13 protein-coding genes are annotated in these 13,010 nt (G+C 68.9%); 8 read left to right on the forward strand and 5 right to left on the reverse strand.

Going from position 1 to position 13,010, the window contains the following annotated elements; all coding sequences use genetic code 11:
• The first annotated feature begins 83 nt into the window (after positions 1-83).
• The 3 genes from ITJ67_RS06125 (at position 84) to ITJ67_RS06135 (ending at position 3,533) form a co-directional block, all read left to right on the forward strand.
• A complete protein-coding gene (locus ITJ67_RS06125; RefSeq protein WP_323741403.1) occupies positions 84-1,445 on the forward strand; it encodes an MATE family efflux transporter in 1,362 nt (453 codons plus the stop codon).
• Positions 1,446-1,621: 176 nt separating this feature from the next.
• The gene (locus ITJ67_RS06130) at positions 1,622-2,740 is read left to right on the forward strand and encodes a hypothetical protein (protein WP_194677066.1); all 1,119 of its coding nucleotides are present in this window, start codon (positions 1,622-1,624) and stop codon (positions 2,738-2,740) included.
• Positions 2,741-2,900: 160 nt separating this feature from the next.
• Positions 2,901-3,533 (forward strand): LysE family translocator, encoded by a 633-nt coding sequence (locus tag ITJ67_RS06135; RefSeq protein ID WP_160071165.1) that lies wholly within the window; start codon positions 2,901-2,903, stop codon positions 3,531-3,533.
• A gap of 98 nt (positions 3,534-3,631) precedes the next feature.
• Here the strand turns inward: ITJ67_RS06135 and ITJ67_RS06140 are convergent, their stop codons facing one another.
• On the reverse strand, positions 3,632-5,332 hold the full coding sequence (locus ITJ67_RS06140; RefSeq protein ID WP_228502369.1) for an alkaline phosphatase: 1,701 nt from the start codon (positions 5,330-5,332) through the stop codon (positions 3,632-3,634).
• 178 nt (positions 5,333-5,510) lie between these two features.
• Between ITJ67_RS06140 and nucS the strand changes: the two genes are divergently transcribed.
• The 4 genes from nucS to ITJ67_RS06160 all read left to right on the forward strand — a co-directional run bounded on the left by nucS (position 5,511) and on the right by ITJ67_RS06160 (position 8,805).
• Entirely contained in the window at positions 5,511-6,206 is a 696-nt protein-coding gene (nucS, locus tag ITJ67_RS06145) for an endonuclease NucS (RefSeq protein ID WP_104244101.1), read from the forward strand.
• A gap of 71 nt (positions 6,207-6,277) precedes the next feature.
• Positions 6,278-7,045, forward strand: coding sequence for an HAD hydrolase-like protein (locus ITJ67_RS06150; RefSeq protein ID WP_194677067.1), 768 nt, complete (start codon positions 6,278-6,280; stop codon positions 7,043-7,045).
• 51 nt (positions 7,046-7,096) lie between these two features.
• Entirely contained in the window at positions 7,097-7,579 is a 483-nt protein-coding gene (locus ITJ67_RS06155) for a DUF3224 domain-containing protein (protein ID WP_194677068.1), read from the forward strand.
• A 17-nt stretch (positions 7,580-7,596) separates the two neighbouring features.
• Positions 7,597-8,805, forward strand: a complete 1,209-nt coding sequence (locus ITJ67_RS06160) for an ATP-binding protein (RefSeq protein ID WP_323741404.1) — start codon at positions 7,597-7,599, stop codon at positions 8,803-8,805.
• A gap of 43 nt (positions 8,806-8,848) precedes the next feature.
• Here the strand turns inward: ITJ67_RS06160 and ITJ67_RS06165 are convergent, their stop codons facing one another.
• The 4 genes from ITJ67_RS06165 to ITJ67_RS06180 all read right to left on the reverse strand — a co-directional run bounded on the left by ITJ67_RS06165 (position 8,849) and on the right by ITJ67_RS06180 (position 11,970).
• Positions 8,849-9,547, reverse strand: a complete 699-nt coding sequence (locus ITJ67_RS06165) for a GNAT family N-acetyltransferase (protein WP_160071168.1) — start codon at positions 9,545-9,547, stop codon at positions 8,849-8,851.
• A gap of 101 nt (positions 9,548-9,648) precedes the next feature.
• Positions 9,649-10,113, reverse strand: coding sequence for a peroxiredoxin (locus ITJ67_RS06170; RefSeq protein WP_228502370.1), 465 nt, complete (start codon positions 10,111-10,113; stop codon positions 9,649-9,651).
• Between the two features lie 161 nt (positions 10,114-10,274).
• Positions 10,275-11,093 (reverse strand): HpcH/HpaI aldolase/citrate lyase family protein, encoded by an 819-nt coding sequence (locus tag ITJ67_RS06175; RefSeq protein WP_236558325.1) that lies wholly within the window; start codon positions 11,091-11,093, stop codon positions 10,275-10,277.
• A gap of 190 nt (positions 11,094-11,283) precedes the next feature.
• The gene (locus ITJ67_RS06180; protein WP_194677069.1) at positions 11,284-11,970 is read right to left on the reverse strand and encodes a hypothetical protein; all 687 of its coding nucleotides are present in this window, start codon (positions 11,968-11,970) and stop codon (positions 11,284-11,286) included.
• A 78-nt stretch (positions 11,971-12,048) separates the two neighbouring features.
• Between ITJ67_RS06180 and ITJ67_RS06185 the strand changes: the two genes are divergently transcribed.
• Complete coding sequence (locus ITJ67_RS06185) at positions 12,049-12,978, forward strand: N-acetylglucosamine kinase (protein WP_194677070.1); 930 nt, start codon at positions 12,049-12,051, stop codon at positions 12,976-12,978.
• Positions 12,979-13,010: the final 32 nt, after the last annotated feature.

The following is a 13,010-nucleotide window of genomic DNA, read 5'->3' on the forward strand; positions in this document are numbered from 1 at the left end:
GCGAGGGGATGCGGGATCACCGACCGTGCACCTGCCCGACTCCGGGCAACGGGCCTCGCGCTGACTGCTGGGAGGATGGATCCGTGCGCGCATCTCGAAACTCCCAACCCGCTGGCCGCACCGATGCACGCGCGCTCGACCGCAGCATCCTGACCCTCGCGGTCCCGGCGTTCGGAGCCCTCGTGGCCGAGCCCCTGTTCCTGCTCACCGACACGGCGCTCGTCGGCCACCTGGGCGATACGGCGCTCGCGGGCCTCGGGGTCGCGGCGACGATCCTGCACACGATCGTCGGCATCATGGTGTTCCTGGCCTACACGACGACCCCGGTCGTGGCGCGGCTGCTCGGCTCCGGCAACCGTCCAGGCGCCATCCGCGCCGGCATCGAGGGCATGTGGCTGGCGGCCTTCTGCGGCCTCGTACTCCTCATCGTCGGCCTTCCCCTGAGCGCCCCGCTCGTCGGCGTCTTCACGAGCGACCCTGGCGCCATCGAGGCCGCGAACACGTACCTCTCGCTGAGCCTGTGGGGACTCCCCGCGATGCTCCTCGTCATTGCCGCCATGGGCCTGCTGCGCGGACTGCAGAACACCAAGGTGCCGCTGGTCGTCGCCATCGCGGGCTTCGCCGTCAACGGGGCGCTGAACGCGGTCTTCATCTACGGCTTCGGCTGGGGCATCGCGGGGTCTGCTCTCGGCACCGTCATCGCGCAGTGGGGCATGGCGATCGTCTACATCGTCATCGCGGTCCGGGCGGGCCGCGAGCTCGGCGTCTCGCTCCGGCCGGGCATCGGCGACCCTCGAACGGTCTTCTCAGCGAACGCGTTCATGGTGCTGCGCACCCTCACGCTGCGCGCATCCCTCGTCGTGCTGGTGTGGGCGGCCGGACAGCAGGGGGTCGCAGAGCTGGCCTCACTGCAGATCCTCCTCTCGGTCAACAGCCTCATCGCCTTCACCCTGGACGCGCTCGCGATCGCGGGCCAGGCGATGGTCGGGCACGCGCTGGGTGCCGGTGACACGAAGCGGGTCACGGCGATCTCCCGCCGCCTCAAGCAGTGGGGGTTCTGGTTCGGCGTGATCCTCGCAGTCGTCTTCGCGGCCCTCGCCTGGGTTCTCGGGTACGTCTTCACGAGCGATACCGCTGTGCTCTCCCTTTTGCCCGTCGGGTTCCTCATCCTCGCTGCCGGGACGCCGATCGCAGGGTTCGTGTACGTGCTCGACGGCATCCTCATCGGCGCGGGTGACGTTCGCTACCTGGCACTGGCGGGCATCCCGCCCCTGCTCGTGCTGGTGGTCGGCGTGACGCTCGTGCTGCAGCTCGGGATGCACGGCGCGGCCGGTCTCGGGGTGCTGTGGGCGTCCTTCGCCGTCGGCACGATGGGCGCGCGGGCGCTCGTCCTGGGCGCCAGGGAACGCGGCACGAAGTGGCTCGTTCCGGGCGCCGCGCGGTAGCGGAAGCACGGGTTCGCTCGCGCATCTCCGCGGATCCGAGCTGAGCCTCGGGGAGTTCTCCCCATCGCCACCCGGGTGATTTCCTGCAAATGTGGGCATTGCGGGTCGCCCCTGGGCTCGCCGACGCTGCGCGCACCCGACGCCGGCGCCAACAGATCCCACTCTGGAGTTCCACCATGCGTGCATCCCTTCCCTCGAACAGCAGCAAGACCGAGAACCAGCTCCCCTCGCGGCGCGCCATCGTGACTGCCGGCGCCTGGAGCATCCCCCTCGTGACGCTGGCCGTCGGAGCGCCGTCGGCGTCGGCGAGCACGACGACCGCCGGGTTCGATCTCGCGATCGTCGGCCTGCAGTTCGGTGATTCCCTTCCCCTGTTCACGCCGGACTACTCCCAGCGGTACACGTCGTTCGTGCCGCTCAGCAACTTCGCCGTCGCGAACTTCGGCGACGCCCCTTCCCCTGATTCGGGGTTCCAGGCCAGCTACACGGTCGACAACGAGGTGGCCACCATCGACCGCGTCGGGTACCGGGTCGCCGGGGCCACCGAGCCCACGTACGTCGACGACGTCGAGACGATCGTGACCGGGACACGCACCGAGCTCAAGTGGCTCGTCCCCGTCTCGGTTCCCGTCAACGAGTCCGACGACCCGATCTTCCCCACCGGTGCGGTGGTGCTCGTCGTGGAGTCGACCGTGCTTCTCCGCTACCCGAACGACGCGTACGACCCGACGAAGATCACGGGAGCCCGGGTCAGTGCGACGTCCCTGTCTCCCGAGACCAAGACCGACAACAACGTGCTGCAGGGCGTCGGTGTCACCGAGCTCGAGCCAGCCGCGCCGTACGCCGCAGAGACCGAGGCGAGCTTCGAGACGGTTCCCCTCGGCACCGGGCCAGCCCGCACGAGCCGCCCGACGTCGGTCAAGATCACGTCGGTCGGTCCGAGCCCGCTTCCTGCGTCTGGCGCAGCCGTCGTCAGGTTCGACTACCGTTCGACGACGACGTTCTCCATCACCAACGTCCGCCGCAACGGCGCCGCGACGAGTGACTTCCTCCAGAGCGTGACCGCACCGGATCGTCAGAACGGCTCGAGCGTGCAGGAGCTTGTCGCCGCGTTCGGGACACCGCTCGACGCTGGCGACTTCCTCGAGTTCGACATCGTCTACGACGCTCCGGGCGCTGGTTCCTTCGATGTGACGTCGACCGCTGGGCACGTGGGCTTCCTCCCGGCGGACAACAACGACCGCAACCAGCGCACCACCGAGTTCGCCTACGCCTACGGCGTGATCCCGGCCTGAGCGTGAAGGGCGAGCCTCCGAAGAGCTCTGACTGCTCGGGAGGCCCGCTCCGAACGAGCTCGCTGCCGAACGACGGGGTTCACACGCCTGGCCGACGATTCGACTGACTGGCCCGCCGGGATCGCTCGCGCGCGGGCCTCCCGAGGGGTACGTTCTCGTCATGGTCCCAATCGACAGCCTGCTCGCCTTCGCCGTCGCGTCGGTGCTGCTCATCCTCATCCCGGGGCCGAGCGTGCTCTTCGTGATCGGCAGGTCGATCGCGCTCGGCCGTCGGGCTGGCGTGCTGAGCGTCGTCGGCAACGCGATCGGGATGATCCCGGCGGTCCTCGCAGTGGCGCTCGGGGTCGGGGCCCTTGTCGCCTCGTCGGTCGTGGCGTTCACGATCATCAAGATCGTCGGCGCGGTCTACCTCGTCTGGCTCGGCGTGCAGGCGATCCGCACCAGGAACGCGCACCTCGAGGCCGCGGCGCCCGTTCCTTCGAGCGCGTTCAAGCTGCTCACACAGGGCTTCATCGTCGGCAGCACGAACCCGAAGACGATCGCGTTCTTCGTGGCCGTGCTTCCCCAGTTCGTGTCGCCGGCGGCCGGGCCCGCCTGGCTCCAGCTCCTGGAGCTCGGCGTCTGCTTCCTCCTGCTCGCACTCGTCTTCGACTGTGCGTGGGCGCTCTTCGCCGGTACGGCCCGGGCCTGGTTCGCGCGCTCCCCCAAGCGCATCTCCGGCATGTCCGCGACGGGCGGAGCCATGATGATCGGGCTCGGCGGCGCGCTCGCCTTCACTGGCGCGAAGTCCTAGCGACGCACGCAAGCTGGCCGGTCCGTGCATCCGGGACCGGCCAGCCGTGCGTTTCGCGCGCGAGCTGCGCGCTCGTGGCGACTCCTCGCTGTTGGGAGCTACTCGCGCTCGGTCGCAGCGCGTCGACGGGCGACGAGTGCAACGGTGATGCCCGCGGCGAGGAGCAGACCAGCACCAATCGCGATGGGCGCGGCACCCTCTGCGCCGGTCGTGGCCAGCGAGTCCCCGCCCTGGCCGGTCGCCGAGGTGCTCGTGGGTGCAGGACCCGCAGTGGCAGGAGCGGTGGCGGATGCCGTTGCGGACGCGGTCGGCTCGGTCGTCGCCGTCGCCGTCGGTGCGGTGGTGGCCGTCGGCTCAGTCGTCGCCGTGGCGGTCGGTGCGGTCGTGGCCGTCGGCTCGGTCGTGGCGGTCGGTTCGGTCGTCGCGGTCGGCGTCGGCGGAGCGGCCTCGACCCACGCGGACGTCAGCAGCCACTGCGCCATCTCGGTGTTGTCGAGGTAGTGGCCGCGCAGCGGGTCCCGCTGATCGGCGAGCGCCGTGAGCTGCTCGGCACCTGCACCCTTGTAGAAGAAGGGCACAAGCTGGTTGGTGTGGTTCGTGGAGTTCCACGAGTGGGTGGCATAGTCGAGGTGGTTCTCGACCGTCATAGGCGTGAACTGGCCTTCGACCGGGCCAGAGAGGTAACCGGTCTCGTGGTCGGCGGTGACGACGACAAGCGTCTCATCCCAGCTCGACTCGGTCTCGACCCAGTCGATGACGGAATCCACGGCATCGTTGAAATCGAGGGTCTCCTCGAGCGCTCGGTCGGTCTGGTTGGCGTGCCCGGTCCAGTCGATCGCGCCGCCCTCGACCATGAGGAACATGCCGCTGTCGTTGTTGTCGAGCACGTTGAGGGCGCCCTCGGTGAGCGTCGCGAGACCCGGCACGTCGTTCTTCGCACCGGTGTCCGTGCGGCCCTGCTGCAGCGTCGAGCCGACCTGGGGGACCCCGAAGACCTGCTCGGGGGTGTCGCCCTCGGTGAGCGCCTCGAAGTCCTCATTCGTCTCCAGGAAGGCGTAGTCGCTCGCTCCGCTGGTCGCCGCCTCCCACTCCGCTTGGCCCACGTACTGGTAGTTCGGGGCGACCAACGGCTGGTTGTCGTCATCGTAGAACGGGTGGCCCGCGCCGATCACGACATCCATCTCGCCAGAGAGCTGCTGGGCGGCGATGCCGTGGTAGTCGTTGCGCGACACGTTGTGCGCCGAGTAGGCGGCGGGTGTGGCGTGCGAGAACGGCACGCTCGTGACGACGCCCGTCGACTTGCCGAGCGAGTTCGCACGCTCCGAGAGGTTCTCGACGACGTTCTCGTCGACGTCAACTCCGATGCCGGCGTTGTAGGTCTTGACGCCTGTCGCCATGGCGGTTCCAGCTGCGGCGGAGTCGGTCGGGTCGTTCTTGTTCCACTCGAAGTCGGTCCAGGACTCCGCGGGGTCGTACGCGGGGCCCTCAGCCCAGTGCGTGGACATGCCGGCGAGGTCCCAGCTCTGGAAGCCCTCCGTCGGTCGGTCAGCGTTGCTGCCAGCGGGGATGACCTTCTTGTCCCCGCCCGTGGTGACCTGGTAGTAGGTCTCGCCGCTGGTGTGGGCGTTCGCGAGGTCCACGAAGTTGTAGCCCATTCCGTCGCCGATGAGCACGATCACGTTCTTCGGGCCAGGCTCGGCGGCGGCGGCCGGCGTCGCGGCGAACGCGGTGCCTGCGATGGCGAGCGCGGTGAGCGCGACAGCGCCTCCGGCGAGTGGTCTGCGGATGATGCTGGGCATCTGGTTCCTTCCGGTCCGTCTTCGGGGTACCTCGGCGACGCTATGAGAACCATTCGCATGTCCGGCGAAGACTCCGTTTCCCCCGGGTAGCGCCCCGGTGAATTTCGAGTGACCTCCTCGCAAGCCGACACCGGCGCGCACGACCACCCAGTCCTTCCCGAGCGATTACCCTCGTCAGGTGCGTCTTGTCATTGCGAACTGCAGCGTCGATTACATCGGCCGTCTCACCGCCCACCTCCCCATGGCCCCCCGTGTGCTCATGCGAAAGGCCGACGGCAGCCTCCTGGTGCACTCCGACGGCGGCAGCTACAAGCCGCTGAACTGGATGAGCGCACCCTGCTCGATCGTCGAGGAGGAACCGGACGCAACCCAGCTCGAGGCGGGTATCACCGCGCTCTGGCGGGTCACGCAGACGAAGACCGGCGACCAGCTGCTCGTCACGATCGGCGAGGTCTTCGGCGACCACTCCCACGAGCTCGGCAAAGACCCCGGCCTCGAGAAGGACGGCGTCGAGGCGCACCTCCAGAAGCTGCTCGCCGACCAGATCGACCTGCTCGGCGAGGGGCATGCGCTCGTGCGCCGGGAGTACATGACCGCGATCGGGCCGGTCGACATCCTCGCGCGCGACGAGAGCGGCGCTTCTGTGGCCGTGGAGATCAAGCGTCGCGGAGGCATCGACGGCGTCGAGCAGCTGACGCGCTACCTCGAGCTCATGAACCGCGACCCGCTGCTCGCTCCCGTCTCCGGGGTGTTCGCCGCGCAGGAGATCGCCCCGCAGGCACGCACGCTCGCCGAGGACCGCGGCATCCGCTGCGTCATCCTCGACTACGACGAGATGCGCGGCGTCGACCCGCGCCACATGCGCCTCTTCTAGCCGCGCGCACCCCAGCTGTTCAGCGGGCTGTCGCCTGCCGCTCGGCAAGCCCTCACTACACTGGCTCGGACATGACGCACACAAGCTCTCCAGAAACGGAAGGCCGGGTCCCGACCGACCCGCAGCCGACACCGGCCGTCCAGCCTGCGGCCACAACGACGACTCGCGTGGTCGACCTCGAGCGCGGTACCGGCATCGCCCCGTACACGGCGGTGCTCTGGGACCTCGACGGGACGATCAGCGACTCGGCTCCTGGCATCCTGAACAGCCTGCGCACGGTTCTCTCGAGCTACGGGCTGCCGATCCCGAGCGACAGCGAGCTGCTCAAGCACGTCGGCCCTCCGATCCACGAGACGTTCGCCGCCTACGGGCTCGACCCCATCGAGGCGACCGAACGCTATCGCGCGATCTACCGCGCCTCTGAGTCGTTCATCGGCGACGCGTACCCCGGGGTGCTGCAGGTCATCCGCGACGTGCATGCCGCAGGTATCCCGCAATCGACGGCGACGAGCAAGCCGGAGAGCTCGGCGAGAGTCATCCTCGAGAGCTACGGGATCGATGAGAGCTTCCTCACCATCACGGGAGCCTCCGACGACGAGGTGCGCTCGGCCAAGGCCGACGTCATCGAGGAGGCGCTTCGTCGACTCGACGTCGCGGGCGTCGACCTCAGCAACGTGCTGATGATCGGCGACCGGTTCTATGACGTCGAGGGGGCTGCCGAGCACGGCGTGCCCGCGGTGTACGTGTCCTGGGGCTACGGCCGCCTCGGCGAGGAGGCGGGCTCCGTCGCGGTCGCCGATTCGGCGGAACGGCTCCGAGCCTTCCTCTCACTCGACTGACCGCGCCGGAGTTCCCGTCGCTTTGTCGGTGCGCCGTCGTATCCTCGTGGCATGCGCGCAGAGAGCTCTTTCACCATCGAAGCCTGGGATGCCAACGGCAGAGCCGTCGGCATCGAGACCGCCGCACCGCTTGGCGGTGCATTCATCGTCCGTGCCATCTCAGGCGGTGACATCGAGGGGCGCAGCGAGGTGCTCTTCGCTGGCGCTTTCAACGAGAAGCATGGTTCGGGCACGTACGTCGCGATCGACGCCTTCGAGGGCTCGATCGCCGGCAGGACGGGCACGCTCGCGTTCTGGCACGCGAACACGGTCGCGAGGGGCCGTCCTGCTGCTGGCGGAGGCGTGCTGCATGTCGTCCCCGACTCCGGCACCGGAGAGCTGACCGGTGCGAGCGGCACGGGTGAGATCATCGCCCGTGGCGACGACCACACGCTTGTCCTGCAGATCGAGTTCGACGATGCCGACGACGTGGAGATCGACGGCGAGGTGTTCGCGGGCGAGGTCGAGGCGGGCTCGTCGAAGAGCGAGGCCTGACCGGAAGCCGGCCGCCCGTGCCCACGAAGGCGGGAGCCGCATCCACGCGCCCGAACCCCTTCACGCCCTCGTTCGGCGTGACGCCGCCACTGCTTGTCGGCCGGTCGGCGATGCTGGCTTCGTTCGAAGCGGCGATCGACGGCACGCCGGGCGAGGTGGGGAGGGCGACCCTCGTCACCGGACTGCGCGGCGTCGGCAAGACCGTCATGCTCAACGCGCTGGAGGACATCGCCGTCTCACGAGGCTGGCTCGTGATCTCGGAGACGGCCACGAAGGGGCTGGCCGGGCGGATGACCACCGAAGCGCTCCCCAAGCTCTTGGCCGAGCATGACCCGAGGTCCAGCAAGCGCCGCATCACGGGCGTCACCCTGCCGATGGGCTCCGGAGGGTTCGTGTCGACGGTCGAGGAGCGCTACCGCCCCGTCGCCAACCTGAGGTCCCAGCTGACGGAGCTCACGCGTCTGCTCGCCCCGAACGGGACGGGGGTCCTCATCACCGTCGACGAGATCCACCGTGGCGCGATCGACGACCTCCGCGAGATCACGACGGTTGTGCAGCACGCGTTCCGAGAAGGGCTCGACGTCGCGTTTGTCGGCGCCGGCCTCAAGCCGAACATCAACGAGCTGCGCAGCGACCGCATGCTGACGTTCCTGCGCCGCGCGCACGTGCAGGAACTCGGGCAGCTCGACTACGAGGCGTCGGCGCGGGCTCTCCGAGAGCCCATCACGGAGGGTGGGCGCAGCATCGATGACGACGCCCTCGACTACGCCGTGCGAGGCACGCAGGGGTACCCGTTCCTCGTGCAGTTCATCGGCTCGAAATCGTGGCAGGAAGCCGGCCCCGCCGAGCGCATCCAGCTCGCGCACGCCCGCCGCGCTGTTCGCCTCGCGAGGCAGGCCATGGGCCAGTACATCTACGAGCCCACGCTCGCTGCGCTGTCCGTCGGCGACCGGACCTACCTGGCCGCGATGGCGAGCGACGACGGGCCGTCGCTCTCAAGCGATATCCGACTGCGGATGCGCGCGAAGGCCGGCTACGTGGGCGTGTACCGCCAGCGACTCATCAACGCCGGCATCATCGAGCCGGCGGGCTACGGCAGCGTGCAGTTCACGACGCCGTACCTGCGGGAGTATCTGCGAGAGCACGTCGTGAGCGAGGCCATCGCGCTCCCGCAGGGGCGGGCCTTCCCGCCTCCACCCGACGAGGACGAAGATCTCGACGACTGAGCCCTGGGCCCAGTCGTGAGCGGCCGGGTCGGCCTGGGTGAACTCAGGGAACGCGAACGCCGGTGAACGGCGTGGCCCGACGCAGCTCGAAGCCCAGCTTCTCGTATGCGGCGATGGCGCCCGTGTTGGCGGCCGCCGCGTGCATGAGCGCACGGTCGCCGCGTTGCTGGATGTGGAAAGCGACGTCGAGCACGAGTCGGGATGCGAGTCCCTGCCGGCGGTAGTCGGCGTCGGTCGCGACCGCGCTGATCTCCGTCCAACCCGCCGGGTGGAGTCGCTCCCCGGCCATGGCGATGAGCTTTCCGTCGCGGCGGATGCCGACGTAGCGCCCGAGCACGTACGTTCGCGGCAGGAACGGACCGGGTTGGTTGCGCTCCACGAGCGCCAGCATCTCGGGGGCGTCGTCTGCCCCGAGCTCGACGACCTCCTCGTCCGGTCTCGTCTGCAAGCGCGGCGTCTCGACCAGCTGCACGCCTTCGCCGCGCCAGGTCTGTGCCCAACCAGCCGGAACCTCGGGGTCTGCGTGCGAGATCGCGAGCTCGGCCCCGGAGCCGAGGAGCTCGGCGATCGCATCCCAGACGCCGGGCTCCTCCCAGGAGCGGACGCCGACGAACGGCGACACGTCGGCCGGGTATCGCTTGACCAGGTCGCCGCCGACCGCGAGGTGCGCGTGGGCGCCGGTCAGCGAGTTCCAGGCGGGGTTGTCGAGCACGGAGGTGGAGGCGATGGTGGTGTCGGTCATGGGGTCCTCGAGACAGTGGATGTGTCTCCGATTGTCACGCACAACGCACGATGCTCTTGACGTCGTGACCGACGGTTACGACCCGTTGCCTCCCGCTCGGCTCAGATGCCGAGCTTCGCGCGCAGCTCCTCCACGTGGCCGTCCGGGTCGATGTCGTACGCGACCCAGGAGAGCTTCCCGCTCGCATCCACGATGAAGGTCGACCTGATGACTCCGGTTCCCGCGATTCCCGCGACGGGACGCTCGCCCCACGCACCCCATTCCATGGCGGTCGCCCCCGAGTCGCTGAGGAGCGAGTACGGCACCTGCTGCTCTTCGCCGAAGATGGCGAGCTCTCGCGGCTGATCGAGCGAGATGCCGAGCACGGTGACTCCGGCGTCGCTGAGTGCGGCGTAGTTGTCGCGGAAGTCGCACGCCTGCTGCGTGCACTTGCGCGTGCCGGCCTTCGGGTAGAAGTAGACGACGACTGGCGAGCCGGCAAGGTCGCTGAGGCGGATGATCTCGCCGTGCTGGTCGGTGAGCGCGAAATCGGGGGCGCTGTCGCCAACGCTGAGAGTGGTGACCAAGATTGCTCCTCGCTCGGGAATCTGACCTGCCCGACTCTAGCGAGAGCGCATCCACCGTCGCCTGTGAACGAGATGCGGGCCGCCCGCCGATAGGGGCGAGCGGCCCGCATCTGCAGAGCGGAACCGAGCGATCGGCGCGAGGCCGACCCTGGCTGAACTCTCTAGGCCTCCACGGTGATGCCGAAGGCCTCTGCGAGGCGCAGGATCTTGCGGGCGCGGCCGAGACGCGGGAGGTCGCTGCCGTCGCGGACCACTCCGCCGGAAGCGTCGAAGTCGGCGAGGAACTCGCGTGCCCAGAGGATGTCGCTCGTCTGCGGGCAGATGACCTCGTTGACGACGGCCGTCTGCTCGAGGCGGAGGCACAGCTTGCCGGTCATGCCGTGCTCGAGGGTCCACTCGGACTCGTTGCGGAGGACGCGGAGGCTCTCGTCGGTGGTGGGTCCGTCGACGGGGCCCGGGAGGCCTGCCGCCTTGGAGGAGACGGTGAGGCGCGAGCGTGCGTAGGCCATGGCCTCGCGGGTCGCCCACATGCCGGTGTCGCGACGGAAGTCGCCGCTGCCGAAGGCGAGGCGGAAGGAGCCGTCAGCGCGGGCGATGTTCGTGGCCTCTTCGAGTCCGAGTGCCGACTCGATGAGCGGTACGACGGGGATGCGCGCGCCGAGTCGCTGGTACGTGTTGACGACCTGCTCGGCCTGTTCCGTCTTGGCGAGCACGACTCCGAGGAGACCGGGGACTCCCGCGAGCTCGTCGACGTCGTCAGCCCAGAAGTCGGACAGGGTGTCGTTGATGCGCACCCAGGCGGCGTTGCCCGCCTTGAGCCAGGCGATGACGTCAGCTCGGGCGGCGGCCTTGTGCTTGGGGTCGACGGCATCCTCGATGTCGAGGATGACGACGTCGGCGCGCGAGGCTGCCGCGGCGTCGAAGGCTTCGGGCTTGGACGCCGGGACGAGCAACCAGGACCTGGCGTCTGCCGGGGGCACGACGTGTCCGGCGGTTGACTTGGGGTGGGGGCTCGCTGGAGCGTTCAGAACTCTCGCCTCATTCATCGACTGGATGCACGGGCCTGCTCGACCGCGTACGGCCGCGTGACACGCAGCCAAGGTGTGAGCTTAGTACGACGAAACGCGGTGTCCTCTTGCGGACCTCTACAAGAACGGCTCGGGATCCTGATCAGTAGGAGAACGGGATCAGGCCGATGAGGAAGAAGAAAACCGTGGGAACGAGGGTGATGACTCCGACGACGGAGCCGACGGAGGCTGGCATGTTGCGCCATCCGCTGGATCGAAGCGCGAGGATGCCGAAGACGATTGCGGCGACGGAGGTCAGCAGCTGCAGGATGCCGTTTGCGGGGCTCAGCACCCCGTAGATCTCGTAGCCGCCAGTGCGCGCCAGGACGCTCATCACGAAGGAGAGGAACGTCGTGAGGACCCACCCGCCAAGCGCGCTCGCCAGCGAGATCATGCCGAACAGGTTCGTCGAGAAGGAGAGCTCCTCGCGCAGGCTCGCGAAGGTGGCCAGCTGCTTCCGGCTCGGCCCCTTCGCCGGCTGAGGGTTGCCCGGCTGCTGGTAGCCACCCGGCTGCGCGTACTCGCCGGGTTGGGCGTAGCTGCCTGGCTGCTGGTAGCCACCGGGCTGCGCGTAACCGCCGGACTGCTGGTAGCCGCCCGGCTGCTGAGGGTCACCGGATGCCTGACCGTATCCCTGGCCAGACGGCGCCTGACCAGACGGTGCCTGACCAGTGGGACCGTAGGCGGAAGGTGTGCCGCTGGGCGGAGTGCCGTAGCCAGACGCGCCCTGGGCTGCGGTCGACTGGGGGTCGGGGCTGTGCTGTCCGTTCCACTGGCTCGGTGTCGTCATGCGTTCACCCTAGGACTGTTGGTGTGTTCGTGACGCGGGCACCTCTGCCCGTCGCCTCTCTGCAATACGATTCGGTGCATGACGACGACGTTCTCCCCTTCGCCTGTTCTTGCCATCGATGCTGGCCAGAGCGGCATCCGCTCGCAGATCGATGCCGGCGAGGTTCGCTCCTTCGCCGCGATTCGCACCGACCTTCCGTTGGCGCCGCAGCTCGCGAGCGTCGTGGAGCAGTCGCTGCGAGATTCAGGGTTGACGGGGGTCACGGTGTCCGGTGGAGTGTCGGGGGTGACGCACGCGCAGACGGTTGCGGATGAGCTCGCTCTGCTGGTCGGGCAGTTCGGCGTCGCGAGGGTCTTCATCGCGCACGATTCGATCTCGGCCTTCCTGGGGGCCCTCGGGTCCGAGCTCGGTGCGGTCGTCGCCGCCGGCACGGGTGTCGTGACGCTCGCGGTCGGCGAGGAACGCCTCGCACAGGTCGACGGGTGGGGGTACCTCGTCGGCGATGCCGGCTCCGGGTACTGGATCGGTCGCGCCGCACTCGACTCGGTGATGCGCGCCTTCGATGGTCGTGGCCCGGAGACAGCGCTCACCGAGGTCGTACTCGCCCACCACCCGGATCTGCCCAGCATGTACGTATCTCTGCAGACGAACGAGGGGAAGGTCCGTCACATCGCGTCGTTCGCTCGGTCGGTCGGCGACCTCGCGGAGACGGATGCGGTCGCTGCCGGGATCCTGGCGGCGGCGGGCTCGGAGCTGGCTGCCTCGGTCGCGGCCGGGCTCGCGCGGGTCGGTCTGCCCGGCGGTCGTGAGGTTGTGCAGGTGCGGGCGATCGGCAACGTGTTCTCGTCGCCGCATGTGGCGGCGGCGTTCCGGCGCTCGCTCCTCGAGCGGGTCCCCGAGGCTCGGGTGGCGGTGGGCGAGAGCCACCCGCTGGACGGGGCGGCGATGCTCCCTCATCTGGAGAGGGACCACGCGCTGATCGCCTCGATCGGGGTCGTGACGCTCTAGATCGTGACGTTCTGGGACTGCGCGGACAGTCT

It is taken from the genome of Pseudoclavibacter sp. VKM Ac-2867, from assembly GCF_015351275.1.
GTDB lineage: Bacteria > Actinomycetota > Actinomycetes > Actinomycetales > Microbacteriaceae > Pseudoclavibacter.